22 protein-coding genes and 1 pseudogene are annotated in these 26,950 nt (G+C 59.3%); 17 read left to right on the forward strand and 6 right to left on the reverse strand.

Annotation, left to right across the window (positions count from 1 at the left end; genetic code table 11):
* Window positions 1-185 precede the first annotated feature (185 nt).
* The 9 genes from FJV83_RS31280 to FJV83_RS31320 all read left to right on the forward strand — a co-directional run bounded on the left by FJV83_RS31280 (window position 186) and on the right by FJV83_RS31320 (window position 10,345).
* Window positions 186-887, forward strand: a complete 702-nt coding sequence (locus FJV83_RS31280) for a GntR family transcriptional regulator (protein WP_142886969.1) — start codon at window positions 186-188, stop codon at window positions 885-887.
* A gap of 11 nt (window positions 888-898) precedes the next feature.
* The gene (locus FJV83_RS31285) at window positions 899-1,123 is read left to right on the forward strand and encodes a hypothetical protein (RefSeq protein ID WP_142886970.1); all 225 of its coding nucleotides are present in this window, start codon (window positions 899-901) and stop codon (window positions 1,121-1,123) included.
* Window positions 1,089-1,682 carry a DJ-1/PfpI family protein gene (locus FJV83_RS31290; RefSeq protein WP_095775227.1) on the forward strand — a complete coding sequence of 198 codons (594 nt, stop codon included), beginning with the start codon at window positions 1,089-1,091 and terminating at the stop codon, window positions 1,680-1,682. Before FJV83_RS31285 ends, FJV83_RS31290 begins: the two co-directional genes overlap by 35 nt.
* Before the next feature lie 478 nt (window positions 1,683-2,160).
* Window positions 2,161-2,826 (forward strand): hypothetical protein, encoded by a 666-nt coding sequence (locus FJV83_RS31295; RefSeq protein ID WP_095775313.1) that lies wholly within the window; start codon window positions 2,161-2,163, stop codon window positions 2,824-2,826.
* 7 nt (window positions 2,827-2,833) lie between these two features.
* Window positions 2,834-5,491 carry an OmpA family protein gene (locus FJV83_RS31300; RefSeq protein ID WP_142886971.1) on the forward strand — a complete coding sequence of 886 codons (2,658 nt, stop codon included), beginning with the start codon at window positions 2,834-2,836 and terminating at the stop codon, window positions 5,489-5,491.
* An 11-nt stretch (window positions 5,492-5,502) separates the two neighbouring features.
* On the forward strand, window positions 5,503-5,997 hold the full coding sequence (locus FJV83_RS31305; protein ID WP_095775314.1) for a Rab family GTPase: 495 nt from the start codon (window positions 5,503-5,505) through the stop codon (window positions 5,995-5,997).
* Between the two features lie 3 nt (window positions 5,998-6,000).
* The gene (locus FJV83_RS31310; protein WP_142886972.1) at window positions 6,001-7,071 is read left to right on the forward strand and encodes an adenylate/guanylate cyclase domain-containing protein; all 1,071 of its coding nucleotides are present in this window, start codon (window positions 6,001-6,003) and stop codon (window positions 7,069-7,071) included.
* 183 nt (window positions 7,072-7,254) lie between these two features.
* Window positions 7,255-8,322 carry a cyclic nucleotide-gated potassium channel gene (locus FJV83_RS31315; RefSeq protein WP_142886973.1) on the forward strand — a complete coding sequence of 356 codons (1,068 nt, stop codon included), beginning with the start codon at window positions 7,255-7,257 and terminating at the stop codon, window positions 8,320-8,322.
* Between the two features lie 853 nt (window positions 8,323-9,175).
* Window positions 9,176-10,345: a porin gene (locus FJV83_RS31320; RefSeq protein ID WP_095775231.1), complete on the forward strand. Its 1,170-nt coding sequence runs from the start codon at window positions 9,176-9,178 to the stop codon at window positions 10,343-10,345.
* Between the two features lie 73 nt (window positions 10,346-10,418).
* On the opposite strand, the gene FJV83_RS36650 is transcribed toward FJV83_RS31320, so the two are convergent.
* The 3 genes and pseudogenes from FJV83_RS36650 to FJV83_RS31330 form a co-directional block, all read right to left on the reverse strand.
* Window positions 10,419-10,778 carry a hypothetical protein gene (locus FJV83_RS36650; RefSeq protein ID WP_185973465.1) on the reverse strand — a complete coding sequence of 120 codons (360 nt, stop codon included), beginning with the start codon at window positions 10,776-10,778 and terminating at the stop codon, window positions 10,419-10,421.
* 20 nt (window positions 10,779-10,798) lie between these two features.
* A pseudogene (locus tag FJV83_RS31325) lies at window positions 10,799-11,106 on the reverse strand (transposase); the annotation flags it as partial.
* Between the two features lie 295 nt (window positions 11,107-11,401).
* Window positions 11,402-12,328 (reverse strand): RelA/SpoT domain-containing protein, encoded by a 927-nt coding sequence (locus FJV83_RS31330; RefSeq protein WP_246691942.1) that lies wholly within the window; start codon window positions 12,326-12,328, stop codon window positions 11,402-11,404.
* A gap of 897 nt (window positions 12,329-13,225) precedes the next feature.
* Between FJV83_RS31330 and FJV83_RS31335 the strand changes: the two genes are divergently transcribed.
* From FJV83_RS31335 to FJV83_RS31345, 3 genes are read left to right on the forward strand one after another with little or no spacing between them, the layout of a single operon-like run.
* A complete protein-coding gene (locus tag FJV83_RS31335) occupies window positions 13,226-14,440 on the forward strand; it encodes a glycosyltransferase family protein (protein WP_095775233.1) in 1,215 nt (404 codons plus the stop codon).
* A 1-nt stretch (window position 14,441) separates the two neighbouring features.
* Window positions 14,442-15,683, forward strand: coding sequence for a glycosyltransferase (locus tag FJV83_RS31340; protein ID WP_095775234.1), 1,242 nt, complete (start codon window positions 14,442-14,444; stop codon window positions 15,681-15,683).
* Entirely contained in the window at window positions 15,680-16,876 is a 1,197-nt protein-coding gene (locus tag FJV83_RS31345; protein WP_095789781.1) for a glycosyltransferase family protein, read from the forward strand. The genes FJV83_RS31340 and FJV83_RS31345 overlap by 4 nt, the downstream gene beginning before the upstream one ends.
* A gap of 107 nt (window positions 16,877-16,983) precedes the next feature.
* Here the strand turns inward: FJV83_RS31345 and FJV83_RS31350 are convergent, their stop codons facing one another.
* On the reverse strand, window positions 16,984-17,655 hold the full coding sequence (locus FJV83_RS31350) for a class I SAM-dependent methyltransferase (RefSeq protein ID WP_095789807.1): 672 nt from the start codon (window positions 17,653-17,655) through the stop codon (window positions 16,984-16,986).
* Between the two features lie 162 nt (window positions 17,656-17,817).
* Between FJV83_RS31350 and FJV83_RS31355 the strand changes: the two genes are divergently transcribed.
* The 3 genes from FJV83_RS31355 (at window position 17,818) to FJV83_RS31365 (ending at window position 22,254) form a co-directional block, all read left to right on the forward strand.
* Window positions 17,818-20,532: an ABC transporter ATP-binding protein gene (locus FJV83_RS31355; protein WP_142886974.1), complete on the forward strand. Its 2,715-nt coding sequence runs from the start codon at window positions 17,818-17,820 to the stop codon at window positions 20,530-20,532.
* 282 nt (window positions 20,533-20,814) lie between these two features.
* Window positions 20,815-21,264, forward strand: a complete 450-nt coding sequence (locus FJV83_RS31360) for a cyclic nucleotide-binding domain-containing protein (protein ID WP_142886975.1) — start codon at window positions 20,815-20,817, stop codon at window positions 21,262-21,264.
* A gap of 135 nt (window positions 21,265-21,399) precedes the next feature.
* Complete coding sequence (locus FJV83_RS31365; protein WP_142886976.1) at window positions 21,400-22,254, forward strand: MBL fold metallo-hydrolase; 855 nt, start codon at window positions 21,400-21,402, stop codon at window positions 22,252-22,254.
* Window position 22,255: 1 nt separating this feature from the next.
* Here the strand turns inward: FJV83_RS31365 and FJV83_RS31370 are convergent, their stop codons facing one another.
* Window positions 22,256-23,020 carry a polysaccharide deacetylase family protein gene (locus FJV83_RS31370; protein ID WP_142886977.1) on the reverse strand — a complete coding sequence of 255 codons (765 nt, stop codon included), beginning with the start codon at window positions 23,018-23,020 and terminating at the stop codon, window positions 22,256-22,258.
* Window positions 23,017-24,105, reverse strand: a complete 1,089-nt coding sequence (locus FJV83_RS31375; RefSeq protein ID WP_142886978.1) for a glycosyltransferase family 4 protein — start codon at window positions 24,103-24,105, stop codon at window positions 23,017-23,019. The genes FJV83_RS31370 and FJV83_RS31375 overlap by 4 nt, the downstream gene beginning before the upstream one ends.
* Before the next feature lie 91 nt (window positions 24,106-24,196).
* On the opposite strand from FJV83_RS31375, the gene FJV83_RS31380 reads away from it, so the two are divergent.
* Both FJV83_RS31380 and FJV83_RS31385 read left to right on the forward strand, forming a co-directional pair.
* On the forward strand, window positions 24,197-25,357 hold the full coding sequence (locus FJV83_RS31380) for a DUF3095 domain-containing protein (RefSeq protein ID WP_245318313.1): 1,161 nt from the start codon (window positions 24,197-24,199) through the stop codon (window positions 25,355-25,357).
* A 110-nt stretch (window positions 25,358-25,467) separates the two neighbouring features.
* The gene (locus FJV83_RS31385; protein ID WP_142886979.1) at window positions 25,468-26,811 is read left to right on the forward strand and encodes a nucleotide sugar dehydrogenase; all 1,344 of its coding nucleotides are present in this window, start codon (window positions 25,468-25,470) and stop codon (window positions 26,809-26,811) included.
* The last annotated feature ends 139 nt before the right edge of the window (window positions 26,812-26,950 follow it).

Raw genomic sequence — 26,950 nt, forward strand, 5'->3', positions numbered from 1 at the left:
GGCGGCGCCTGAACTGGGATGGGTTGTCGCGACGCATCCGCCATCTGTCCGCAACGGCGCCAGGGACATTCTGCAGCACCATGTAACGGCACGAAAAGCATATTCGCCTTAAAATCGTATAGGATATAGGATTGCATCCGTTGGAGCATCGTGTTAGCGGTCCACACTGTCAATAGGTAAAAAAGATGCAGGCCGCGAACCCAATCGACACGACCGAAACGGCCGCCGGCGGCGGTCGCATCCAGCGCTCCAACAGCCTGGTCGAGGATGTCTATGAAGCGATCTTCGCGCAGCTGATGTCGCTGAAGATCGCGCCGGGTTCGCGCATCACCGTCGACAGCCTGGTCAAGGAATTCAACGTCTCGCACACGCCCATCCGCGAGGCGCTCGGCCGCCTCGAAGGCGAAGGCCTGGTGCTCAAGACTCACCTGATCGGCTATCGCGCGGCACCGCAAATCACACGCCGCCGGTTCGACGAATTGTACGAGATGCGCCTTCTGCTTGAGCCGCATGCCGCGGCGAAAGCCGCCGCTGCCATGGATGAAGCCAAGCTCAACATTTTGCTGGAAGCGGCTGGCGTGATGTCACGGCGCGAAGGCAAGGACGATCGCCTGCGTTATTCGAATTTCGCCCGGCAGGACGCGATCTTCCACGACAAGATCATGGAGTTTTCGCAAAACGAACTCATTCGGCAGACGTTGAGCCACCAGCATGCCCACTTCCATATCTTCCGCCTAATGTATCATGCCCGCGTGACCGAGGAAGCGCTCGACGAACACGAGGCGATCCTCGCCGCATTCGGCGCGGCCGATCCCGACGCCGCCCAAGAGGCGATGCGCGTCCATATCGAGCATTCGCGCGATCGCTTGCTTCCGGCCTTCGATTAAGGTCGGACCCGATGTCCATTGCAGCCAATATCGCCGGAGAGGGAGGAAGCGCGCTGCCCACTGGTGCCGTGCCGGGCGCCGTCGAACCGGTGCTGCGCGCCGAGCGCGTATTTCCCGGATTCGCCATTCCGATCCGATCCGATTTCGAAGACAGGCGAGGCGTGATCCGCACCTCGCCCAGCCGCAACAGGAGGAAGAGCCATGCCAGGCAAGAAAATACTGATGCTTACCGGTGAGTTCACCGAGGAATACGAGATCTTCGTCTATCAGCAGGCGATGGAGGCCGTGGGCCACACGGTTCATGTGGTATGCCCCGACAAGAACGCCGGCGACCTGATCAAGACCTCGCTGCACGACTTCGAGGGCGACCAGACCTACACCGAAAAGCTCGGTCACTACGCGCTGATCAACAAGACGTTCTCGGAAGCCGAAAGACAGCTCGACCAGTATCATGCCGTCTACTGCGCAGGCGGGCGCGGGCCGGAATACATCCGTACCGACAAGCGCGTGCAGGCGATGGTGCGCCATTTCCATGAGACCAAAAAGCCGATCTTCACGATTTGCCACGGCGTCCAGATTCTGATCGCCGTCGATGGCGTCGTCCGCGGCAAGAAGGTCGGGGCTCTCGCGGCTTGTGAGCCGGAGGTGACGCTTGCCGGCGGCACTTACATCGACCTGTCACCCACCGATGCCTATGTGGACGGGACGATGGTTTCCGCCAAGGGCTGGACGGCGCTTGCCGCGTTCATCCGCGAATGCTTGAAGGTGTTGGGAACCGAGATCCGCCACGCCTGACGCCAGACGGCGGGTGCGCGCCAGCGCGCCGGCCATCTGAGCAGTTCCCGGAAAAGCACAGCGCGTGCGCAAACACCCGTGGCGTAGTCGTGAGGCGGTTCTTAACGAGCTTGATCGGATCGCCTCCTCGAGCGCGAAACTTGCGACCTGCCGCCGTCGTTATTCGGTTGATCACCTTGCGGTCGAACGCCGGGATGCCGTGAGCGCAGAGATTGCGGGGCGCCACTGCTTCGACGGCTACGCTTACCGCCTTTGATCCCCGACCAGCCGCGGCTGCCGCTCTTGAAATGGCATCGCTACCAACTTCCATTCCTGCGCCGGCGACTCAGCGCGCGGCTGCCTTACGAATCGGCTCAAGTCAAGACGATACCCGCTTGCGAGCCGGGTATTTTGCTGACATGCTGACTTTCTTATATGCCGACTTTCTTATGTATGGGGTTTTGCACTGTGGCAGGTGTTCAAACGGAAGGGCAAAAGCATGGCAAAGGAATCTTCGAATTCCGCTTCTTCAGACAAGAAAGCGGACGGAAATCTGATAGGTAACGCAGAAGGAAACGGTCTGAACTTCATGGGTGTCCAGGCTCGCGAAAACGGGGGTCCCGGCGACGCTGTAGGTGTCGACAAGATACGTGATCTGCTGTTCGGCAACCAGATGCAGGACTATGACCGCCGCTTCTCCAAGCTCGAAGAACGGGTCTTGCAGCGCTTCAAGGATGTCGAATCCGAGGCCAAGCGCAATCTCGACATGTACGAGTCAAATGCAAAGAAGCAGGTCGATTCGCTTGCGGGGCAATTGCGGAGCGAAAAAGATGCACGAGCCGATGCCGACAAGGAAATTGATCGGAATCTTCGCGAGCAAAACCAGGCGCTTGAAAAGCAGGTGCGCGCGTTGTCGGATCAATTGAGCGCGCTTGAGCGCGACGTTGCGGACCGGATAAATCGGAACGATCATTCACTGCGTGAGGAAATCAAGCAGAAGAATGAAGGCGTTCAGATGCTGATAGAGAAAATGTTTGCCGATCTCAGCAACGTCAAGACCGACCGAAATCTTTTGGCTGGCCTGTTTGTCGAGGTTGCAAAATGTCTTAATCAGGATCCCGTCGGCAGCAAGAGCAATTCGGACCGTAGTTGGAAAGCGAGTTGATGGGACCTTGACGTCGACCGTCGACCCGATCAGCCTACCGCAAAGAACAGCCTCGAACGATACAGAGATTGATCGCGAGGCTCTGGCTCGTCTTTTGATCGAAATTGCCCGGAACGTTGATCCGGACTATCGTGCGCGTTTCGACGGAGTTCCAACCGCCGATCCTCGCATGGAAACGCTGCGCCAGTTGCTGGTCAGCCGCGAAATTTCAGAGCTTTCACGAGTCACGCATCTGCTGGACGAACCGGAGCAGCTCGCGGCAGCCATAGGCGACGTTCTTTCCAGTGCGGCCGCGCGAGCGCCTCACGTGCAACTCGGCGAGGCCCTTGCGCCAGCTGTCGAAAGAGCTGTGCAACGGTCAATCCAGAAGAGCCCGCGCACGCTGACGGACATATTATACCCGGTGTTTCTGCCGGCAATTCGCAAGTCGATCGGGGAAAAGATCGACCAGACCTTTCAGTCGCTGAACGAAACTTTAAGACATATATTTACCTGGCATGGTCTCAAGTGGAGATTTGAATCTTGGAGAACAGGTGCTAGTTTTTCGGAAGTTGTTCTGAAGCATTCTCTTGTATATCGAGTGGAACACGTCTTCCTAATTAGCCGAAATTCCGGACTTCTGATGGCGCATGTAGCTGCTGATAATGCAACGAGCGAGGATCCTCAGCTTATTTCTTCGATGCTTAGTGCAATTCAGGACTTTGTGAAGGACTCATTTAACGAAAAAGAACAGAGCAGTCTGGACACGATCCGTTTTGGCGACCTTCGCCTTTGGTCAGAAGTCGGACAGTTCGCGACCTTGGTTTCGGTGATCCGAGGAAATCCGCCAGAGGAATTGCATGAAATAGTTCGCGATGTATTGCTCCGCATCCATGAGGAATGCTCACAGGCTTTAGGGGAGTTTGACGGCGACAGTTCGCAGTTGGCCGGCGTAGAGGCACAATTGCAGACGTGCGTCGAGCTGAAGCAGGAGGAATCAAACCAGGGGTTTCCGTGGCTGGTGGTGGTTGCAGTCCTGCTGCTTTTGATTCCGGCAGGCGGTTGGTTCCTTCTTTCCTGGCAATCCGGGCAGCGCTGGCAGGCTTATGTGTCGCAACTGGAGATCCAGCCGGGCATCATCGTTGCCGAACAAAAGGTACGTTATGGCCAATTCTACATTTCCGGCCTGAGAGACCCGCTTGGCGCTGACCCGCAGTCGCTGCTGTCGGGAACGCAGGTCGATCCCGCCCGCGTTCATTCGCAGTGGAAATTCTATCAGAGCCTTGAGCCGGAGTTCGTATTGAAGCGGCTGACGGCGTCGCTGGCTCCGCCGGATACAGTGCGACTTTCGATCGTCAAGAATCGCATCGTCGCCGAAGGTGAAGCGAGTGCCGCTTGGATCAGCCAGGCACACGCCGCCGCCCAGCAGCTTTCGGCAGGCGGGCCGATGTTCGATATCTCTGGGGTCCGTGACGTAAGCCTCGAAGAACGCGAGGCGGAGCGCTGGCAGGCCTATGTGTCGCGACTGGAGACCCAGCCAGGCATCATCGTTGCCGAGCAAAACATACGCGACGGCCAATTCTATGTTGCCGGCCTGAGAGACCCGCTTGGCGCCGACCCGCAGTCGCTGCTGTCGGAAACACAGGTCGATCCCGCCCGGGTTCATTCGCAGTGGAAATTCTATCAGAGCCTTGAGCCGGAGTTCGTGTTGAAGCGGCTAACGGCGTCGCTGTATCCGCCGGACACAGTGCGACTTTCGATCGTCAAGGATCGCATCGTTGCCGAGGGTGAGGCTCCCGACACCTGGATAGATCAGGCGCGCGCGGCGGCCCGACAGCTTTCGGCAGGCGGACCGGAATTCGACATCTCCAAGGTTCGTGATGTGAGCCCCGAAGCGCGCGCGGCGGAGCATTGGCAGTACTATGTGTCGCGACTTGAGGCCCAACCGGGAATCATCGTCGCCCAGCAAACAGAGAGGGGCGGACATTTCTACATTTCCGGCCTGAGAGACCCGCTAGCCGCCGACCCGCAAGCTCTGCTGCACGGAACGCAGATCGATCCTGCCCGCGTTCATTCACAGTGGCAATTCTATCAAAGTCTTGATCCGAAGTTCGTGGTGAAGCGGCTGGAGGCTTCGCTGACCCCGCCGAAATCGGTTCTGCTTTCGATCATCCAGGGTCGCATCGTTGTCGTGGGGGAGGCTCCTGCCAACTGGATCAACCGGGCGCGGGCCGCCGCCGATCAACTTTCGGCGGACGGAGTGGTTCTGGATATCTCGCAGCTGCATGAGCTGAACCTTGCAGAACTTAATGATTTGCGAGCGGCCATCCAGGCGACCGATATTTTCTTCTATTCCGGCAAAGTTGTGCCGGGACCAGAGCAGACGCCGGTTCTCGACAGATTGGCGGATCAAATAAAGGAATTCGCCGAAAGTGCCCACAAGTCAGGCGTAACTGCGCGGTTCATGTTGACCGGCCATTCGGACGCTACGGGCCGCGAGACGGCCAACGCGTCGATCAGTGCCGCCCGCGCCGAGACAGTTCGTGCGCTTCTCAACAAGCGCGGCGTCGCTCCGGAACTGCTGCTGGTTCGGGGCGCGGGCACCTTTGAGCCGCTGGTGCCTGAAAATAGTCAAACTGGGAGCTCCACCAATCGCCGGGTTTCGATTACGGTAAACTTGGACTAGTGGAGCTCAAGATGTTGCAAAAAAAGATCTGCATGTTGGGCGGGTTCGGTGTCGGAAAGACGAGCCTGGTCCGCAGGTTTGTGCAAAGCATCTTTTCAGAAACCTACTTGACCACGGTGGGAGTGAAAATCGACAAGAAGAGCGTCGCACTACCGGGCAAAACCGTGGATTTGATTTTGTGGGATTTGGCCGGCGAAGACGATATCGGCTCATTCCGCGTCAGCCATGTGCGAGGTGCGACCGGGCTCGTGCTTGTCGTCGATGGAACCCGCGCCGCTACTCTTGCCGCGGCGCTCACGCTACGCGAGCGGGTCGAGGCCGAATTCGGAACGATGCCGTTTGTATTGCTGTTCAACAAATCCGATCTTGCCGATCGGTGGGCAATATCAGATGGTGATATTAACGAGCTGAGGCAACTCGGATGGCAAATCTATCTAACAAGTGCACTTTCGGGCGAACACGTTGACGATGCGTTTCGTCAACTTGCTTCGATGGTTGCTAGATAGACCATGCATAGATTGCCAAAAGAAGTCGGAAGCTGGATTTACAATTTTTTTTACAACGAGCACTCTATCGCGTATCTGAAAATTGACGCCGAGCTTTGCGTAGCTGCGAAGGGCGGCAACGTCAAACATTACGGGCTCTCATCGCTTCGCATTGGTCAGCCGGTGGCCGATCAGCTTGAATTCATGGAAGGTTTGCTGCCTTCCCCGGAGCTTCCATATCATATGGCCATGGTCGAACTGCCCAGCGGGCGTGTCGCGGACCTTCATCTTTTTGCTGACAGTGCCTACGTGTGGCTGCTCTTTCTCGATGCAACCGTCGAACGCGACAATAGGCAGCGTCTTCAGCAGAAGGCTTATGAAATGACGCTCCTGCAAGAGAGGGAGCGTCAGCTCAACGAGAAATTACAATCGGTGAACGAGGCGTTGAGGGAGAGCCAAGAGGGATTGCAGCGTGAATACCAGCGTGCCGAAACCCTGCTCCTCAACATTCTTCCCGCGTCGATCGCGGAGCGGTTAAAAGCGGACGAACAGATTGCAGACAATCACGCAGAGGTGAGTGTGCTTTTTGCCGACATCGTCGGTTTTACGGAAAGAGCGCGGAGCGTCGGAGCCGTGACGACGCTCGCTATTTTGAATTACTTCTTCAAGGCGGCGGATCGGCTCTCGGAACGATACGGTTGCGAAAAGATCAAGACAATCGGCGATTGTGTCATGGTGGTCGCCGGCTTGCCCGCCGCGCGATCCGATCATGCTGAAGCCCTCGCGCGCTATGCGCTTGAACTGCGCAAGGCGGTTAAGCGCGAACGCTTCACAGGAGGACGGCTAAGGCTCAGAATTGGAATTCACTCAGGACCAATCGTCGCGGGCGTCATAGGCAAAAGGCGGTTTGCCTATGACCTGTGGGGCGAGACCGTTAATCTCGCCGCACGTATTCAAACGTCCGCGGAGCCGGATGAAATTCGTATTTCGGATGCAACTCACAAACTGCTTGGGCCAAATTTTGCTTGCGAGCCACTCGCGGAAACGGAACTGCGTGGCACAGGCCGTGTGCGAATGTGGCGCCTCTCGGCTTGATTTGCCGCTTGGCAGTGCCGACCCGCATTGCATCTTGTGGCCTGTCGGTTGACGACCGGTCACGAAGCCATCCCGGACAATTGAGCTCACCGTGGTGATGCACATCGCAGCGACAGCAAGCACCTTTGCGCTTGCCTTGAAGGCATCCTATTCTGGAGAGTAGTAGCCGCTCGTGGGCATAGAATGTCGGTACTGCCTTTCTTAAGAATCTACGCGCCGCTCAACGCGGTGCTGGCTGCGCCTGGGTTGCTGGCGGTGGCTGCGCTCACGATACCAGGCATGTCCGGACGAAGCAGACTGGCTCTGGCTGCTCTGCTCGCTGTCATCTGGGGCGCCTATCTCCTGCAACTGGCCGCGACGCTCCTCAAGCGCCGGGCGGGAGACGTGCGGGACAGGACGCCCAAAATCGCCATCGATGTGCTCGCGGTCTTCGTTCCACTCGCCGCATTTCTGTTCGTCGGCACGCCCGACCAGAGCCTCTACTGTGCTGTCTGGCTGCTGAAACCGCTGCGCGACTCGACCTTCTTCCCGGTGCTGGGCAGGGTCCTGGCCAACGAAGCGCGCAATCTGATCGGCGTCACCACGCTCTTCGGCGTCGTTCTGTTCGCTGTCGCGCTCGCGGCCTATGTCATCGAGCGCGACACCCAACCGGAAAAGTTCGGCAGCATCCCCCAAGCAATGTGGTGGGCGGTCGTCACGCTGTCCACCACCGGCTATGGGGACACTATCCCGCAAAGCTTCGCAGGCCGCGTCCTGGCCGGTGCGGTCATGATGAGTGGCATCGGCATCTTCGGGCTCTGGGCCGGCATTCTTGCCACGGGCTTCTATCAAGAAGTCCGTCGCGGTGATTTCGTCCGCAATTGGCAATTGGTCGCCGCGGTGCCGTTGTTTCAGAAGCTCGGCCCGGCCGTGCTGGTCGAGATCGTGCGCGCGTTAAGAGCTCGCACGGTGCCGGCGGGCGCCATGATCTGCCGCATTGGCGAGCCCGGTGATCGGATGTTCTTCGTCGTGGAAGGGCGCGTCAGCGTCGCGACGCCGAATCCGGTGGAACTCGGCCCTGGCGCCTTCTTCGGCGAGATGGCGCTGATCAGCGGCGAACCGCGTTCGGCGACCGTCAGTGCTACAACGGCGGTCTCACTCCTGTCACTGCACTCGGCGGATTTCCAGATGCTGTGCAGCAGCAGCCCGGAGATCGCGGAAATCATCCGCAAGACCGCGCTCGAGCGGCGCGGCGCGGCGGCGAGCGCTTGACTGTTTCCTCAGCGCTGCTGTGCGGCTGCGCGACGGAGAGAACGTGAGGCTGTGTTCACTTGTAGGCGCTTACCGAGATGCTGGATTTAGCTCCAGCGGAAGCGGCTGTTCGTGGGAAGGCCGAAGCCGATTTTGCCGCTCATCAGGCGCACTGGGATGCCGCCGACAGGCAGATTGGCAACTCGGCGAAGTTGCGCGCCGAACGCGAGTCGGCCGATCGAGCACAGGACCTGCTTGAGCTATAGTCGAACCCCCCCCCGCAGCTTCCCTTGCCCGGTCGCGATTTGCAGCAGATCGGCCGCAAATTCGGTGGCATAATTGGCCCTGTCGTCCTCAACCGTCTTGAATGCTCGCTGCACAGCGTCTGTCTGGCAAACTATTTGAGACACAATAACCGCAGCCAACTCGGATGCCACCTTCATGGCAGGCAAGCGCATCTTCGGCCCCACCTGTTTGCAGGACACTCTCTATCACTGCAGAGAGCGTCTCCTGCAAAGCCTCTCGGTTGGCCAGCTTCTCTCTGTGATGCTCTTTCGACAGACGCCTTCGGCCGCGGCCCGATTCTCGCCATACAAAGATCATGAAGCCGCGCCCAAGCAAGGCGAATTCGTTACCAAATTGTTTATCAGGAGGCGAAAACGTGACGTTTCTGCAACAGGCAGGGCGGATAGGTGCCGGTCAAGGACACTCCCGCGACGATCTCGGTTGATCACGATGCTCCGATGGGTAATGTCGAATTCGAAGGAGCGGCGCGGTGCGCATCTTTTTCGGTAGTGGGGATGGGGCAGGGAACGCTGTCCTTCAGCAAAGAATACCCAGACCCGTTTTTTAACTTTTGACTGGAGGTCAGAAAATGAACATCAAGAGCCTTCTCCTCGGCTCCGCTGCGGCTCTGCTCGCAGTTTCCGGTGCGCGCGCCGCCGACGCCGTCGTCGTCGCCGAGCCGGAACCCGCTGAATACGTCAAGATCTGCGACGTCTACGGCGCTGGCTACTTCTACATCCCCGGCACCGAAACCTGCCTGCGCATCGGCGGCTATGTCCGTTACGACATCGGCGGCGGCGACATCGGCTCGTTCGACGGTGCGACAAGCGCCGATCACGAGGATGGTGGAAGCAACGACACCTGGTTCAAGAAGGCCCGCTTCACGCTGAAGACCTGGACCGGCCAGGAAACCGAACTCGGTACCTTGAAGACCTACACCGAAACCCGCTGGAACTTCGCCAACCATCAGTCCGACCTGGGTGCTGACCCTGACGGCGCCGGTCCGCTCACCAACGAGATCAATGAGGCCGGCAACAGCACCTCGCTGAACTTCGCCTGGATCCAGCTCGGTGGTCTCCGCGTCGGTAAGGACGAATCGGCCTTCAACACGTTCATCGGCTATGCCGGCAACGTCATCCAGGATACGCTGGTTCCCTATGGTGATTTCGACACCAACGTCATCCAGTACTACTTCGACGCTGGCAACGGCTTCTCGGCCGTCCTCTCGCTCGAAGAAGGCGAGGGCGTGAATACGATCGACAGCTACGTCCCGAATGTTGTCGGCGGCGTGAAGTGGACGCAGGGCTGGGGCGCGATCACCGGTGTCGTCGCTTATGACAGCAACTACGAAGAAGTTGCCACCAAGGTTCGCTTGGATGTCAACGTCAATGACGCTGTGCAGCTGTGGGTCATGGGCGGCTACGGCACCGATGACAACCTCTCCGATCCGACCTGGGCTTTCCCGGCCGGCGGCCGCGGCTACTTCAAGCAGTGGGGCGGCAACTGGGCAGTGTGGGGCGGTGGCACCTACAAGTTCAACGAGAAGACCTCGTTCAACGCTCAGATTTCGTATGACGATTGGAAGAATCTCGGCGTCGCCGCGAACATCGCCTACGACATCGTTCCCGGCATGACGATCACGGCCGAAGTCGACTACCTCAATGCAGGCAAGTTCGACGACGCCGACTTCTCCAACTGGACTAACGCGACCAAGAAGAGCAGCGTCGGCGGTCTCCTCCGCTTCCAGCGCTCGTTCTAATAGATTTCGACAAGTCGAGATCGAAGACCCGGCGGGCAACCGCCGGGTCTTTTCTTTTTCGCTTGCGGTCCTGCTATTTGCACAGGGCTGGAGTTGGAAGCGTCATGGCTTCACCATCGTTGGGCGTAGCGACGCGAAGCGGAGTTCTGAACAGGCCGCAGCGCGTCAAGGTCACGGCATAGGTATGGGGTTTCCGACGCGTCACATCGGCTCCTTGCTCCCTCCCCAGAACGAACCAACCCGTTAGAATTTCTGTGCCAGCAAACTTTCTAAAGCGCGTCGCCTTTACCGGATTCGGGATTCCCGTTTTGCCGGTGTGGTGATTCATTGCGGTCGAAAGGAGAGCCGCGATGGGCAAGCCGCATCCGACACAGTTCCATAGTTGTGGGGTTGCGTTGTAGAAAGACCACAGCAACCGGGAGGCGTCGCGCATTTTCGAGTTTCCCCGCGGTTGTGCGTCGCGATGAAAGCGAACCTCATGTCACTTCCCTCGCGAAGTAGGCTGCGGTCTTTTTAGGATGTCGCGCTCCGCCTTCAGCTTCGCGACTTCCTTGCGCAGCTAGTCGATCTCCTGCTGCTCCGGCTTCATCTGCCCCGGGAAAGGCGTGCTGCGGATCCGTCGACAGATCGCGCACCCATTTGCGCAACACATTCTCGTGGACATCGAGGTCGCAGGCGGCCTGGGTCACCGCAACGCCCCGATCCTTGATCAATCTCACCGCCTCAAGCTTGAACTCGCGGCCGAACTTCCTTCTTTGCACTCCCACTAGCCAGTTCCGTTAAACACCTTATCTCGGTGTCCACGAAACCGGCAGCAGGCCAGTGATCCGGCTACTTCAAATGGAAGCGACGCTTAACCCAAGCATAATCGGGCTTGCGGAACTACCAGCTGTTACGGCGCTGGACCGTACTCGATAGCCGAATTTCCCGTGCAGATGGATTTCAGGTTATGAACAAATAGCGAAACGTCGCCGAAGTAATTCGGATAAATTTCAACTAGTTTGTCTACCTCATCTACCTCGACCAGGACAGCATTTAGGTCGAGGCCCCTTATTTCTATTTTTTCTCTATCTCTTCCAATGTTCGCGCACCTGACATAAGCGTCCAGAACGGCTCAATGGTTACGTTATGATCTCTGCCATATTGGAGCAAATAGTATCGAGATTTTTCCGTTAGCCGTACGAACTTCTCTGAGTAGTGGGTAAAATTCTTGATGTCTTCTAGTATTCTGGTCGCACCTATACGCTCGTTGATATCCCGCAATTCTCGCACCCGGTCATTGTGACCCGGAACACCGATATGAACGGGGCACTGCTCAACGTGCGCGAATTCCGCCGACGTAAGCTGGAAAAGGCGCAGCCAATCCTGCTCGCCCTTTCCGTGCTTCAAATCCTGGCCCTGGAACAGCCCAACAGCCTCAACTGCAGTTGCCCATGAGTGCTGAAGTCTGGTCCGAACTTGCAGTTCGATGCGTCGTCCCTCGAAAGCCTCAGTGTCGGCATCTTTGGGTCGGTACTTGAAAACAATATGGTGACTTCGATAACCGTCCGGCTTCGGCTCATCGATATAGTTAAATTCCCCAGTGTGGATCTCGTGGGGGAACTTCTCTCGCATCGATGCGAGAAGCGAGCGAACACCTTTGATGTCGGCCATGATCGCTCGGCAACCGCCGATGTCGTTCATGGTGTCCATATTGGTGGTAGACTCTCGGAGCTTGCGACGAATGGATGCCATGCGCTTCGGGCGGGATGCCATGTCGCCCTTCAGTCGAAGCGCTCTCATGTGGTGACCGACAGAGAACCGAACGCTCCGCATCGGCAGAAAGTGCGAGTCGCGCCAGCTATTGGCGATTGAGAAGATCTCGAGTGTGTCCACGTACTGGCCGACAGTGGTGTCTCGTCCGAACTGAATAGGTTTTGCCAACTGGTAACCTGCCTTGCGAACGGCTTTCATGCTGTAGGCAGGGCGCGGGTACTCAGTCATTGGACCCCATGAAGCCGAGGTAGTCAGCCTCATTCTGGACTGGCGGGAATAGGGAATCAAATCTCCTGGATGATAGGCCTTGGGATATACGAAGGACAATTGGGGAACCCTTCGCTGCGGCGAACTGCCTTCAACGGGATATCGCCGTGCCCCTAAGCCCCTGGCCGACACCCTGGCCGCTCGACAGACCTCGGCATCGGTGCATTGATAGATGGGCTGGGCCCTGATCACGGCTCGAAGCACCAGGCTCTCATCGGGCTGTTGGGCTGCTCGAATTGCGAGGCAGCCGGCCGCGACCGCTGGCCTGTGTTCTTTACCTTCATCCCCGGTTACGAAGGCCAGTAGCGGGCTGGAACCGCAACGGGGCGCTTCCTGGCCGTCGGGGGGTGGCCTCGATATGCGCGCAAAAAGCCGGACATATGAGCGCAAGCGATCCGATCAAACTATCTCAGCCAATACTTGCACGCAGGGGGCCGTCCACATATGAGATCCAGCGGCACAGCGAGGAGCAAGGATCATGCGGAAGACAGCCTGCGGCTCATGGAACTGGCCCGAGATGCCAGCCGTCTGTTTGCTCAACAGGCTCCAAACGAGAAGAAAGGACTCTTGAATCTGGTGCTGTCGAACTGCGAATGGAATCGCGGCGAAGTCGCGCGAACTCCAGGCAACCTTTTGACTTACTTATAGATTCAGCGGCGGCTGCGACACCAAACGAGCCCTCCGGGGCGAAATTGTCCGCAAGGCAGCCAGTTTGGCTGAGCAATCTGCGGTTTTTTGGTAATACAAATTGAAAATTGCGCCCTCATGTTTCACAACAGGTCGGTAGAGTCAGGACGGTTCCGAAGCCTGCGGGTTTGTCACAGTCCTCAAGGCGAGAATTCGAAAAGACGTTCAACTATGACCCAGCACACAGAAAATGCCCGAATTCTCATGTACAGCCACGACACGTTCGGGCTCGGCCACTTGCAGCGCTGCCGGACGATCGCGCATTCGCTGGTCGAGGATTTTCGCGGACTTCAGGTGCTTATCATTTCTGGTGCGCCTATCGCTGGCGCCTTCGACTACCGCGCCCGTGTCGACTTCGTGAAGATCCCCAGCGTCATCAAGCTGCGCAACGGCGAATACACCTCGCTGGAGAAGGATATCGATCTGCATGAGACGCTAAGGATGCGCCAGTCGATCATCCGCCACACAGCCGAGACCTTCCGGCCGGATATCCTCATCGTTGACAAGGAACCGCTCGGCCTGCGCGGTGAGATTGAGGACACGCTGTCCTACCTCAAGACGCGGGGCACCACGCTCGTGCTGGGCCTGCGCGAGGTGATGGACGCGCCGCATCTGCTCGAAGCAGAGTGGGCACGCAGGGATGTGATGCGCAAGATAGGGCTATTCTACGACAAGGTCTGGGTCTACGGTCCGCCGGATTTCTACGATCCGTTGACCGGCCTGTCTGTGCCGCCGGCTGTCAGAGCAAAGATGAAGTTCGTGGGTTTCCTGCAACGGAGCCTGCAGAAGAACGAGTTGCCGGGCCACCGGCCCGAGGGCGAATATATCCTCGTTACCACCGGTGGCGGCGGTGACGGCGGTGAGTTGATTCACGACGTCATCGATGCCTATCAGCAGGATCCGCAATTGCAGCATAGGGCGCTAATCGTGCTTGGGCCTTACATGCCAGCGCGCAAGCGCAACAAGCTGCTCAAAAAGGGGTCCAAGATCCCCTATATCAACATCATCGAGTTCGACAACCGCATGGAAGAGCTGATTGCCGGCGCCAAGGCGGTGGTGGCGATGGGCGGTTACAACACCTATTGCGAGATACTGTCTTTCGACAAGCCGGCGCTGATCGTGCCGCGCGTCAAGCCTCGCGAGGAACAACTGATTCGTGCACGGCGCGCTGCCGAACTCGGCCTCATCGAGATGCTTTTGCCGGAAGAAGCGGAGGATTCTCAGCGGTTTGCCAAGGCCCTGGAAGGGCTGCCAAACCGGCCCCGCCCATCGCAGAGCAATCCGCATCTGAGGCTGGAGGGGCTGCCTCATATTTCCGAAATCGTCGCGGAACTGCTCGACCGGCGGGCCGGCCATCACCTTTCGGTCGTTGAAGGCATGAGCTGAGTTGCAACATCGCAAGATCGTCGTGGTTCTGAAGGGCTATCCGCGGCTGTCGGAAACCTTCATCGCGCAGGAACTGCTCGGTCTGGAGCGTTCGGGTTTCGACCTGATACTCGTCGCGCTCAGGCGGCCGACCGACGCGGGACGCCACCCCGTGCATGACGAGATCAAAGCGCCCGTCCATTATCTGCCGGAATATCTGCATGAAGAGCCGCTGCGCGTGGTTCGCTCGCTGTTTGCTTATCTGCTGCGGCCGGGCTTCTGGCGCGCGCTCGGATCGTTAGCTGCCGATATCCGCCGCGACTTTTCGCGCAGTCGCGTCCGCCGCTTCGGACAAGCGCTCGTGCTGGCGGCCGAATGGCCGGAAGACGCGGGGTGGTTGCATGCACATTTCGCCCACACGCCGGCATCGGTGACGCGCTATGCCAGCCAGCTTCGTGGCCTGCCCTGGAGCTGCTCGGCCCATGCCAAGGACATCTGGACTTCGGCTGACTGGGATCTGGCTGGCAAGCTTTCGTCGGCGCGCTGGACGGTCACTTGCACGAAAACCGGGTTCGACCGTCTGAAAGAACTCGCTAGCGGCAACGCGCGTGTGCATCTTAGTTATCATGGGCTCGACCTTGATCGCTTCGGCAGTTTCGGCGAGGCTCGGAACCAAAATGACGGCTCGACGCCGGACGAACCGGTTATCGTTCTGAGTGTCGGGCGCGCCGTTGAAAAGAAAGGTTACGATACCTTGCTGGAGGCCCTTGCCCTCTTGCCCGGTGATTTGGCGTGGCGTTTTGAGCATATCGGCGGCGGCGAGGAACTGGAACGGCTCAAGGCGCTGGCACAAAAACTTGGACTGGATGGTCGCGTCTCTTGGAGGGGCGCGCTTGCGCAGCAGGAGGTGCTTGAGCACTACCGTTGCGCCGACCTCTTCGCCCTGGCCTGCAGGATCACCGCAAATGGTGACCGGGACGGTCTGCCGAATGTGCTGGTGGAGGCAGCTAGCCAGCGGCTTGCCTGCGTGTCGACCGATATTTCCGGCGTGCCGGAGCTTTTGTCGCCGGATGAAACCGGGCTGCTGGTTCCGACGGAGAACCCAATTGCCCTGGCACAGGCGCTGGAGCGCCTGATCCGTGATCCCGTGCTGCGTACCCGCCTCGGCGAAGCCGCAGAGCGGCGCGTGCGCGACAATTTCGATCATTTGGCAAGCATTGGACAGCTCAAGGAACTATTCGAGCGGGAGTGGGCCTCCGAATGAAGCGGCTGCGGGCTTTCTTCTATGTCCAGCACCTGCTCGGTATCGGCCATCTCGCGCGCGCCAGCCGCATTGCGGCCGCTCTGGTCGATGATGGGTTCGACGTAACCGTCGTGACCGGCGGAGCGCCGATCGCGGGGTTTCCCGGACGGGGGGTAAAATCTGTAACCCTTCCACCTGTCACCTCCGGTGATGAAGGATTTTCCGGACTTGTCGACCTGCAGGGCAAACCCATCGACGATGATTTCAAGAAACGGCGTTCGGAGATGCTGCTGCAGGCATTCCGGGATTGCAGGCCTGATATCGTCATTGTCGAGGCGTTTCCATTTGGACGCCGGCAGATGCGTTTCGAACTCTTGCCGCTGATCGAGGCCATCGACGCGACGTCGCCCAGACCGCTGCTGGCGACGTCCGTCCGTGATATCCTTCAGGAGCGCGTCAAGCTGGGCCGAAACGAGGAAACGGTCGATCTCATCAACAGGCATTTCGACCTTGTCATGATCCACGGCGATCCGGCTTTCGCAACCATCGGCAAGACATTTCCACTGGCTGGGGCGATCAGGGCCGAGGTCACCTACACGGGGCTCGTTGCCGCGCCGCCATCGCCCGCGGCCTCCGAGCGCTACGATGTTGTGGTGTCGGTTGGGGGTGGGGCTGCCGGAAAGAGCGTTGTCAGGTCCACCGTCGCGGCAGCCCGGAATGCCAACAACGGTTGGAGATGGTGTTTGCTCACCGGCCCCAACCTCCCGAAAGACGAGTTCGACGCGATTGCACGCGATGCCTCACCTGTCCTGTCCATCTTCCGGTTCCGCGAGGATTTCGCCAGCCTGTTGACCGGCGCCCGCCTGTCAGTCTCGCAGGCGGGTTACAACACGGTCTGCGATGTCCTGCGCGCGGGTTGTCGCTCGCTGCTCGTTCCATTTGCAGCCGGCGGAGAAACCGAACAGACGGTTCGCGCCCTGATGCTCGAAGAGCTCGGTCTCGCAACGGTGCTGACGGAAAACGACCTGACGCCTGAGGGCTTGGTGCTCGCGATCGAACAGACACTTGCCGGACCGACGCCATCCGCGCATCGTCTCGACCTGGAAGGTGCCCGTCACTCCGCGCAAATCCTGCGCGAACGGTATCGAACATGGTCCCTAAGAATGGGGTCCGGTTTCGGAAAGGAACATGATCAAACGGACGATGGGTCCTAGACTATTCATCGGCTTTATCGCGCATCTTGTCTGGCCAGTACGGCGCACCTCAAGTCCTTGTTTTATGTAGATGTCCCAAAAAACGCTGCGCTTTTGGGCGAAATGCATCAAACGGTCCCGATCAGCATGAAGCGCGTATAGTTTCTTGTCGGCAATTCGCCGGAGAACCGCACCTCGCTTAGCGCCGCCATCGCTTCGAATGCTGCAAGTGAAGCCACGCAGTTGATGTGCGTTGGCTCGCTGAAATAATCGTTCGATTGCAGCAGTACATTCGTGCCCCGCGGAAGCAGGGCAAGCCAGGCGCGCAGATCGGCTATATGTTCGCAGCTGGTATTGACCGTCAAGTCGGGCCGCCCGGCCGCATAATCGAGCGCGTACATATCTGCCGTCAGCGCCCGGAACCGGTCGCATGCTTCCCGGTTGAGGGTCCGGGCGACCGCCGCGACTTCGGGATCGATGTCGATGCTATCGATCGCCGCGATGTCGAAGCGGGCGTCGTTGAAGAGCATTGCCGGCAATACGCCGTACCATCCACCCAGGACCCATATGCGCCCGAACCGGCCACCGCTGCTTTCGAACAGCCTGTCGAGCGCCCATGTCTTGCACGCAACCTGCTTGTGGTTGAAGGCGTTGGCGATATCGGCCTTCGGATGCTTGGCGACGACGCGTGCAAGCCCTGCCACGAGAGGGTTGTTGACATAAGCAGCAATTCCCCTCGTGAGGTCCAGGGTTTGCTCGTGCCCGTCCGTGCCGACATTGCGTGGTTGCGTGACATCCATCATATTCGCCTTGTATGTTGGGATTTCGGGCGACACAACGCAATCTTGCCAGCAAAGCCGCCCCGCAGGCTTCGAACGTGTCGCCGGCGATGATTGCCGATGCGCCGTTCACCAGCCAGCGCTTCCACTTTTGTTCTTTAAACTGAAGGTCCACAGTCGCATATGGAACCCAGCCTAGCCCGCTATATCTGGAGGCACACCAAGAAGCAGCAGCTCTGGATATTGATGGTCGTCCTGCTTTCGATGATCCCGTATTTCATGTCCTTCGACCTGCCGAAGCTGATCGTCAACGGTCCGATCCAAGGTAGGGGCTTCGAGCAGCCGGGCGCGACCCAGGCATTCATGCGGCTGCACTACAACCTGCCGTTCATTGGCGATGTCCTGTTCTTCTCCGGTTTTCAGCTCGACCGCAAGGCGACGCTGCTTGCCCTGAGCCTTGTGTTCCTCTTGCTGGTCGTGATCAACGGCCTGTTCAAACTCTACATCAACACCTACAAGGGTCGCCTCGGCGAACGCATGCTGCGGCGTATCCGCTTCGATCTGGTCGATCGTGTGCTGCGGTTTCCGCCGATTTACTTCAAGCGGGTGAAATCCGCCGAAGTGGCGACCATGGTGAAGGACGAGGTGGAGCCGCTCGGCGGCTTCATAGGCGATGCCTTCCTGCAGCCGGTACTGCTCGGCGGCCAGGCGCTGACCGCCATGCTGTTCATCATGGTCCAGAATGTCTGGCTAGGGATGATAGCGGTCGTGATCGTGGTGATCCAGATCGTGCTCATCCCGCGAATGCGGCGGCGGCTGATCGTGCTCGGGCGGCAACGGCAGCTGACGGCGCGCGCACTTTCAGGCCGGGTTGGCGAAATCGTCGAAGGCATCGGCGCGGTTCACGTCCACGATACCTCAAACTACGAGCGCGCCGACATAGCCGCGAGGCTCGGGCTCATCTTCAAGATCCGCTTCGATCTTTACCAATGGAAATTCATGGTAAAGTTCCTCAACAATTTTCTCGCGCAGATTACGCCCTTTCTGTTCTACATGATCGGCGGGTATCTGGTCATCGAGGGGCGGCTGGATGTCGGCCAGCTCGTGGCCGTGATCGGCGCCTACAAGGACCTGCCCGGCCCGATGAAGGAACTGATCGACTGGGATCAGGATCGGCAGGATGTCCAGGTCAAATATCAGCAGGTCGTCGAACAGTTCACCGTCGACGGTCTGATCGCGCCGAGAATCGGGGCGTTGACGATTGACGATCCAGATCCGATGACCAAGCCCCTGTCGGCGATCGGTCTGTCCATAGCGGACGATAGCGGTGCAATGCTCCTCAACCGCATCTCCCTGCAGGTCAAGCCGGGTGAGACGGTGGCGCTGGTCAGTACAGCAACAGGTGGAGGGGAGGCGCTTGCAGAAGCCTTCGCGCGGCTGAACTGGCCGGATAGTGGAAGAGTCGCGTCCGGCGCCGACGACCTGCTTGAACTCCCCGAAGCAGTGACCGGCCGGCGCATGTCCTATGCCTCGTCGGATGTTTTCCTGTTCCAGGCAAGCCTCCGCGATAACCTGCTCTACGGGTTGAAGCATGCGCCGCTGACATCGGTGCCTTATGACGGGGCCGCGGCAGTCCAGCACCGCTGGAACATCGACGAGGCACGCCGGTCGGGCAATCCGGATCTTGATATCCACAGCGACTGGATCAATTACGCTTCCGCCGGCGCTAGCGGCCCGCACGACCTCTTTGAAGCCGTGCGCCGGGTGCTCGACGCGGTTGTTCTGTCGCGCGACATTCTCGATCTTGGCTTGCGCTCTTCGGCCGATCTCACGCGTCACACCGAGCTTGCCAGGCGGATCGTCGAACTGCGCGCGGCGCTGCGAACCCGGCTGGAACACGAAGGGCTGAGCGGACTGGTGGTTCCCTTCGAACCGGGCGCCTACAACAAGGAAGCAACGATCGGCCAAAACCTGCTCTTCGGCGCTGCCGCCGGTCCCCAACTGGCCGACAGGGCCCTGGCAGCCAATCCCTATTTTGCTTCTGTGCTGAGGCAAGCCGGCCTCGACCGCACGCTCTACGAAATGGGCATGGAGATCGCCAAACAGGCGATCGAGCTGTTTGCCGACCTGCCGCCCGATCACCAGTTCTTCCAGCAGCTCGCCTTCATGAGCGCCGAGGAGATACCCGCGTACGAAACCTTGCTGCAACGGCTCAAGAACCGTCCTTACGAGACGGTTTCGGAGAACGATCGCGCCATGATCGTCACCTTGAGTTTTGCCTATATCGAGCCCCGGCACCGCTTCGGCCTGCTGAGCGACGAGTTGATGGGCAAGATCGTCGCCGCACGCAACCGGTTCTATGAAAACCTGCCGCACGAACTGCAAAATGCGGTCGAACGGTATGATCCTGCCAAATACATTGCCGCGGCCACCGTCATGGATAACGTCCTGTTCGGGCGTGTGGGCAACAACCATCCCGACGCGCCGGACCGTATACGATCCATCGTCTATGACATTCTTGACGAACTGGGGCTTTATGGCGAGCTTCTGGATGTCGGTCTGGACTTCAACGTCGGCGCCGGCGGCAGGCGGCTTACCAATGGGCAGCGACAGAAGCTCGATGTTGCCCGGGCCCTGCTCAAGCGTCCTGATTTTCTCATTCTCAACCGGCCGCTGTCGGCGCTCGACCAGCGCATGCAGGATAAGGTGCTGCGAAACGTGCTCGAGGAGGCCAGGCGCGACGGCCAATCGCCGGCAATTGTGTGGGTCGTGACGAATCCGGCAATGGCGACGATGTTCGATCGCGTTGTCGTCTTCGACTCGGGTCAAATGGTGGAAGACGGAACACACGAGACTCTTTTGGCAGGGAACGGTATTTTCAAGGAGCTGCTGTCATAGAGCAACGGACATTCAGATGGGATCATTCTGCCGGTGGAAATTTGGTGCAACATCAAGGATTCGGCGAAGGGTGAAGCGGGACGACATCCGCGCCCAAACCCGAAAGCCTTGCCGCGAATTCACCCGGCTCTACGGGTTTCCCGCTGGCGGACGCCCATTTTGTCAGGCTGCATCGCCTGATCGCACGACAGACATCGGGCTCACATCCCGGAAACAGAATTGATTCCATCTGGACGTTCGTTGCTCTAGTCTGGCAGGGCGAATTTGGGAAGGTTTGCGACAATGCTGCTCAAGGATGAAGTTGGAATGCTGCAACGCGTTCCCTTGTTCTCTGGCATCGAGCCGACAAAGCTCAAGCTGCTTGCGTTCACATCCGACCGCGTGAACTACAGCGCGGGCGAGATCCTTTTCCGGCAGGGCGACGAGGGAGATGCCGCCTATGTCATCCTTTCAGGCAGGGCGGATATTCTGGTCGATTCCGACAGCGGACCCATAAAAGTTGCTGAACTGGTGCCAAACTCCATCGTTGGCGAGATTGCCATATTGTGCAACAGCTCCCGCACTGCCACCGTCAGAGCGGTAAGTCCGCTGGAAGCTTTGAGAATCCCCAAGGATCATTTCCTGAGGCTTATGAACGAGTTCCCGGAAATGACCATCGAGATACTGCGGGTTCTTGCCAATCGCCTAAGCCACACGACCGCAGATCTGATCGACGCACGAAGCACCAAATAACGTATGATGTGCGCTCGATCCTCGCCGCTGTGATGGCACTGGCCTCTGGCTGAGAAGATCACCGGGAGGAGACCTGTCTCGCCTGACAGCAGTTGTTTGGCTACGACGGGCGGCGGGGACTGCAAAGAGGTAAGCATGGACGACGACGCTTTCCTGGTCAGGTTTTGGGGTGTACGTGGCAGCATTCCGGTATCGGGGCCGGAATTCTCTCGCTATGGCGGCAACACAACCTGCATTGAGATGCGATGCGGCAAGCATACGCTTTTGTTCGACGCGGGCTCTGGCCTACAGCCTGCCGGCAGGGCGCTTCGGGCGTCGGGGGTGACCGATTTCGACCTGCTTTTCACCCATTGCCATTACGATCACATCATCGGGCTGCCGTTTTTTGCGCCGATCTATGATCGGAGGGTCAAGGTTGCCCTTTGGTCCGGGCATCTTGCAGGACGCATGACGACCCGGCAGATGGTCGACGAGTTCATGCGGCCGCCGTGGTTTCCGGTGAAACTGGATATCTGCAAGGCACGCCTCGACTGCCGCGATTTCGCATCCGGAGACGTGCTTCGTCCGCGCGAGGGGGTGGTGGTCCGGACCGGCAGTCTTATCCATCCGGGCGGCTGCATAGGCTACCGGGTCGAATGGGGCGGCCGCGTCGTGGCGGTAATCACAGACACTGAGCACGAACCGGACAAACTCGATCAGGCGGTGCTCGACCTGATCGAAGACGCCGACCTCGTCGTTTACGATTGCACCTACACCGAGGAGGAAATGGAACGCCGCCGCGGTAACGGGCACTCGACATGGCAACAGGGCGTCAAGCTGTGTGAGGCGGCCGGTGCGCACGGGCTTGCGTTGTTTCACCACGATCCGACACGCCTCGACGAGGAACTGGACGAGATCGAGAAACTGGCCAAAGACAGGTTTGCCGGCGCTTTTGCAGCACGGGATGGCCAGACGCTCAAATTTCCTGCCTCATTGCACAAAGAAGGCTGAGCTACGTTCCTTTGCCGGCGCTGCGCCCGATCAATGTCTTGATCGGAAGCCACACGCAGGCCTCGGTCCGTGCGGTGACTGCGAACAGCCGTTCGAGGAAAAGCCAGGCCGATTCATCATGGACGAGATGGTGGGTGAGCAGGCCGACCGGTTCGCCGCCATCGAATGCATGCTGCAATTGCGCGATAATAGCCTGAACCAATAGACCATGATCGCGGCAACCGCGCGTGCCATGCCAATCCATGATGTCGACATTGCTGTTGATGACCGCCAGTGAAGCCGGCTTCGGCGGCCCATAGACCGACAATGCCGCAAATCCTGTCGATCCAAGGTCGGGTACAAAGCCGGCGTCGATCCGGTTCCAGGGCGGCACCAGCATCGGAACGGCGCGTGCGCCATGCAGGCCGGTCACGTGCGACAGCCCGCGAGCCAGATCATCGAGTACCGCCTCGCGTGGCCGATGCGCGCCGAGCTCCTGCTTTTTGTGGCCCTCGGGCGCATGATTTCGGTGCGCCCAGCCATGGATCGCGACCGTGGCATGCGGCGCCTCGTGAAGCCGGACGACAAGCTTCTCATCGGTCAGGGCCGGAACGACGGCCAGAGTGACCGGAACCGCGAATTCACCGGTCAGGTCGAGCAGCCGATTAAGCGCGGGGGTCGGATCCACGGCGTCATCGTCGCGCAGCCAGAACTCTGCCTTGCGGCCCGCCCGTTGCCGGCACGCCAGTTCGTCCACCAATGGCTGCCAGATCTGATCGGATGTCATGAAGCCGGGATCTTCTGAAGAAGTTCGACCAGACGCGCCGCCGCAGCTCCGAGGGAACGTTCCTCGAGGATGAAACGCCTGGCTTTCACGGACATGATGGTTCTTTCGTCGTTACGGGCCAGCAGCCTTTCGATGGCAGAAGCGAATGCCGCCACATCGCCCGGCGGGGTGAGAAACCCGGTCTGGCCTTCCCGTACGACCTCCGGTACGCCGGCAACGTCCTGAGCCACCACCGGAAGACCGGCGGCCTGTGCTTCGAGATAGGCAATGCCATAGGCCTCCCCGTAACCCGGCCAGACGTAGATTCCCCCACTGGAGAGGACATCCGGCACGGCGGCTGGCTCAATCGCGCCAAGCCATTCGATACGGTCGGCGGGCAACCCGGCGAATTGCGCTTTGACCTCGTCGCGGGCAGGCCCGTCGCCGACGACCGACATGGTCCAAGGCAGGTGGCCGATCGAACCGAGCGCTTGCGCCAGCATGCGATAGCTTTCGGCTTTGTCGCCCGGGCGCATCATGGCGATGGTAACGAGGCGCGTCGGGCAACCCCGTGCCGGCGTTTCCCGGAATACCGATGTGTCGATGAAGGGTGGAAGCATGCCAAGAGCGGCGTCGGGTATCGCATCTGTCAGCCCCCGACGGTCCCTTTGCGTGAAGCAGATATTCAGCGCTGCCTGTTCGACTGCTCGCGCCACCAAGGCTTGCGCATCGGCCCACACGCCGGCGTTGCGCCGCCTCGAATAGGAGGCTTCCGCTGTCACATAGGGGACACCAAACGCCGACGCCAGCTCGGGTCCGATCAGGTCGGGCGCCTTGTAGTAGGGATGATAGGAGAACCAGAGATCGGGCTTGCCGTCACGATCCCAAAGCTTTGCCAGCCGCGCGACTTCCTCTCGGGCCTCGATCTTGAGCGCATCGAAACCTTTCTGCTCCGGTTGGCGTATATAGAAGCGCAACTCGGATGCCAGATCGACGCTATGCCCTCCATGCTCAAGCGCCTTGACCAGCATTCGCGCCATCTGGCGGTCGCCGGAGACAACGGGATGATTGGGTGACTTCAGCGGTGCGTAGAAGGCAATTCGCATCGGCGAACCCTATCATCGGAAAGCCCACGCAAGTCAATTTCCAGGCACGATCTACTCAACTTCAAGCAATGGAGTGTGTTATCTGATGCTCATGGAAACAGCTGTCGCGTCCGATCCGTTTGTCGCTTCCTTGCCGGTCTTCGCGAAGTTCGAAAGCGTTGCCGATATCGATAACTATCGGCCTCTCCCGGATGGCTGGGCGCTGGCCACCGCCGACATCGTCGGCTCGACCAAGGCGATCGAGGCCGGGCGCTATAAAACCGTCAATATGGCCGGTGCTAGCGTCATTTCGGCGCTGCTCAATGCGCTGGGTCGGCAAGATCTTCCCTTTGTCTTCGGTGGCGACGGCGCGCTCGTGGCGTTTCCCGGCTCGGCTTTGGACGTCACCCGCAACGCGCTGGCGGCTGTCCAGAGATGGGTGACGGACGAACTGGACCTGACCTTGCGTGCCGCAATCGTGCCGATCAAGGATATAAGGGCGCAAGGCCTCGACGTTCGCGTGGCGAGGTTCCAGGCCTCCGAAGCGGTCTTCTATGCCATGTTCGCTGGCGGTGGCGGCAGTTGGGCGGAAGCCGAGATGAAAGCGGGACGCTACAGCATCGAACCCGCGCCGGCCGGCGCGCGGCCGGATCTGACCGGCCTCTCCTGCCGCTGGAACCCGATAGAAGCCCGGCATGGCGAAATCGTCTCGATCATAGCCATACCGGGGGTATCGCGCGACTTGCGCGGTTTTCAGTTTCTGGCTTCCGACATCATTGCCCTTGCCGGCAGGCAGGAGCGCGATGGCCACCCCGTGCCGGTGGACGGGCCGGGCTACAGTCTGCTGCCAGCCGGTCTCGATGTCGAGGCGCGGGCCACGGCGCCGCCAGGGCGGCGATGGCTGGCGAAGCTGTGGGTGATCTTCCTGATGACGCTTACTGCGGTCGCCGATAGATTTGGCTGGACCATCGGTCGTTTCGATCCGAAGGTCTACAAACGCGAGGTGGCAAGCAATTCGGATTTCCGGAAGTTCGACGACGGCTTGAAGATGACCATCGACGTTGACGCGGATGTGTTGCAACGCATCGAGAGCCGGCTGAAACAGGCGGAAGAGGCGGGCATCTGCAGCTACGGCCTGCACCGCCAGAAATCGGCCTTGATGACATGCCTCGTCGCCTCGCCGCTGCAGCGCGATCACATTCATTTCATCGATGGCGCCGCCGGCGGCTATGCGATGGCTGCCGCAAGCCTGAAGGCGAAGGTGCCGGTCTGATGAAGGCTTGCGGAAATCGACCTTCCGCAATATGCCTCCGCCATGGTTGTTGGGACCAGGTGAGCCTCGCCATGGAAGCGACCTGTCCGAATTGACGGAAGAGCAGATTTTTGGACGCCTCACGATCGCCATATGACCGTCTTCTCAACCGGATTTCGACGCGCGCCGCGCAAGTCGGAGTGATCGGACTGGGCTATGTCGGGCTGCCGCTGGCGGTTGCGATCGCGCGCGCCGGCTTCCCGGTTTCCGGTTTCGACATCGAAGCCCGGAAGGTCGAGTGCCTGAACAACGGCCAATCCTACATTGAGGCGGTAACGTCGACTGCCCTTGCCGGCGAGGTGGCTAGCGGTCGGTTCCGTGCCACTGCGGATTTTGTCGAACTGACTGTCTGCGATGTTATCATCATCTGCGTTCCAACACCGCTGACCAAACATCGTGAGCCGGACCTCTCCTTCGTCAGGAACACGGCGGGCACCATCGCCAAGCATCTGCGTCTCGGCCAGCTGATCGTGCTGGAATCGACCACCTATCCCGGCACCACCGACGATGTGATCAAGCCCATATTGGAAGAAACCGGATTGCAATCGAAGATAGACTTCTTCCTCGGTTTCTCGCCCGAACGCGAGGATCCCGGCAACCGCAGCTTTGAAGTCGCGACGATCCCCAAGGTCGTGGCAGGCGACGGTATCGAGGCGGCGACGCTCGTGCAGGCATTCTACCAGGGCGTGATCGAGACCGTCGTTCCGGTTTCCACCACGGCGACCGCCGAGGCGGTCAAGCTCACGGAAAACATCTTCCGCTCGGTCAATATAGCCCTTGTCAACGAGTTGAAAATCGTGCTCGGTGCGATGGGCATCGATATCTGGGAGGTGATCGAGGCTGCAAAGACCAAGCCCTTCGGCTACATGCCTTTCTATCCTGGCCCCGGACTTGGCGGGCACTGCGTTCCGATCGATCCCTTCTACCTGACGTGGAAGGCGCGCGAATACGAACTGCCGACCCGCTTCATCGAGCTGGCGGCAGAGATCAACACGGCCATGCCGAGTCATGTCGTCGATGAACTGGCCAAAGCTCTGGACCGGCGCTGCGGCAAGGCGCTCAGCCGCTCGCGCATTCTCATCATCGGGCTGGCCTATAAAAAGAATGTGCCCGACATCCGCGAAAGCCCCTCACTACGGCTCATTGAACTCATCGAGGAATGGGGCGGCAAGGCGGAATTCCACGACCCGCATGTTACCGAGATCCCGAGCACACGGGAGCATATGGCGATCAAGGGGCGTCGCTCGGTCGAATTGACCGAAGCGGTCTTGAAGGATTTCGATGCTGTCCTCGTTGCAACCGACCATGATGCGATCGACTATCAGGCGATCGCCGATCACGCCCTTCTGATCGTCGACACACGAAATGTTTTTGGCCGTCTCGGACTAGCCCGAGAGACGGTGGTGAAGGCCTGACGGCGTCCGAGCCGGCGAAATTTTTTGCCCGATGTCAGGATCGGGATTGCACTCCGCCGGGAGCCTCGCCAAATATGTGTGCCAGGAGATAGATGCAGTTACGCCTGCTGCTTGCCTGCAACGACAGTCATCCGGGAAT

The organism is Mesorhizobium sp. WSM4307, assembly GCF_007003945.1.
Taxonomy (GTDB): domain Bacteria; phylum Pseudomonadota; class Alphaproteobacteria; order Rhizobiales; family Rhizobiaceae; genus Mesorhizobium.

Bases quoted from the DNA above. Each gene is read 5' to 3' on its own strand.
- FJV83_RS31360 (WP_142886975.1), top strand. From the start codon at position 20,815: ATGCTGCTCAAGGATGAAGTTGGAATGCTGCAACGCGTTCCCTTGTTC.
- FJV83_RS31355 (WP_142886974.1), top strand. From the start codon at position 17,818: ATGGAACCCAGCCTAGCCCGCTATATCTGGAGGCACACCAAGAAGCAG.
- FJV83_RS31310 (WP_142886972.1), top strand. From the start codon at position 6,001: ATGCATAGATTGCCAAAAGAAGTCGGAAGCTGGATTTACAATTTTTTT.
- FJV83_RS31280 (WP_142886969.1), top strand. From the start codon at position 186: ATGCAGGCCGCGAACCCAATCGACACGACCGAAACGGCCGCCGGCGGC.
- FJV83_RS31330 (WP_246691942.1), bottom strand. From the start codon at position 12,328: ATGACTGAGTACCCGCGCCCTGCCTACAGCATGAAAGCCGTTCGCAAG.
- FJV83_RS31315 (WP_142886973.1), top strand. From the start codon at position 7,255: ATGTCGGTACTGCCTTTCTTAAGAATCTACGCGCCGCTCAACGCGGTG.
- FJV83_RS31345 (WP_095789781.1), top strand. From the start codon at position 15,680: ATGAAGCGGCTGCGGGCTTTCTTCTATGTCCAGCACCTGCTCGGTATC.
- FJV83_RS36650 (WP_185973465.1), bottom strand. From the start codon at position 10,778: ATGCGCGACGCCTCCCGGTTGCTGTGGTCTTTCTACAACGCAACCCCA.
- FJV83_RS31295 (WP_095775313.1), top strand. From the start codon at position 2,161: ATGGCAAAGGAATCTTCGAATTCCGCTTCTTCAGACAAGAAAGCGGAC.
- FJV83_RS31335 (WP_095775233.1), top strand. From the start codon at position 13,226: ATGACCCAGCACACAGAAAATGCCCGAATTCTCATGTACAGCCACGAC.
- FJV83_RS31365 (WP_142886976.1), top strand. From the start codon at position 21,400: ATGGACGACGACGCTTTCCTGGTCAGGTTTTGGGGTGTACGTGGCAGC.
- FJV83_RS31380 (WP_245318313.1), top strand. From the start codon at position 24,197: ATGGAAACAGCTGTCGCGTCCGATCCGTTTGTCGCTTCCTTGCCGGTC.
- FJV83_RS31285 (WP_142886970.1), top strand. From the start codon at position 899: ATGTCCATTGCAGCCAATATCGCCGGAGAGGGAGGAAGCGCGCTGCCC.
- FJV83_RS31370 (WP_142886977.1), bottom strand. From the start codon at position 23,020: ATGACATCCGATCAGATCTGGCAGCCATTGGTGGACGAACTGGCGTGC.
- FJV83_RS31375 (WP_142886978.1), bottom strand. From the start codon at position 24,105: ATGCGAATTGCCTTCTACGCACCGCTGAAGTCACCCAATCATCCCGTT.
- FJV83_RS31305 (WP_095775314.1), top strand. From the start codon at position 5,503: ATGTTGCAAAAAAAGATCTGCATGTTGGGCGGGTTCGGTGTCGGAAAG.
- FJV83_RS31350 (WP_095789807.1), bottom strand. From the start codon at position 17,655: ATGGATGTCACGCAACCACGCAATGTCGGCACGGACGGGCACGAGCAA.
- FJV83_RS31290 (WP_095775227.1), top strand. From the start codon at position 1,089: ATGCCAGGCAAGAAAATACTGATGCTTACCGGTGAGTTCACCGAGGAA.
- FJV83_RS31320 (WP_095775231.1), top strand. From the start codon at position 9,176: ATGAACATCAAGAGCCTTCTCCTCGGCTCCGCTGCGGCTCTGCTCGCA.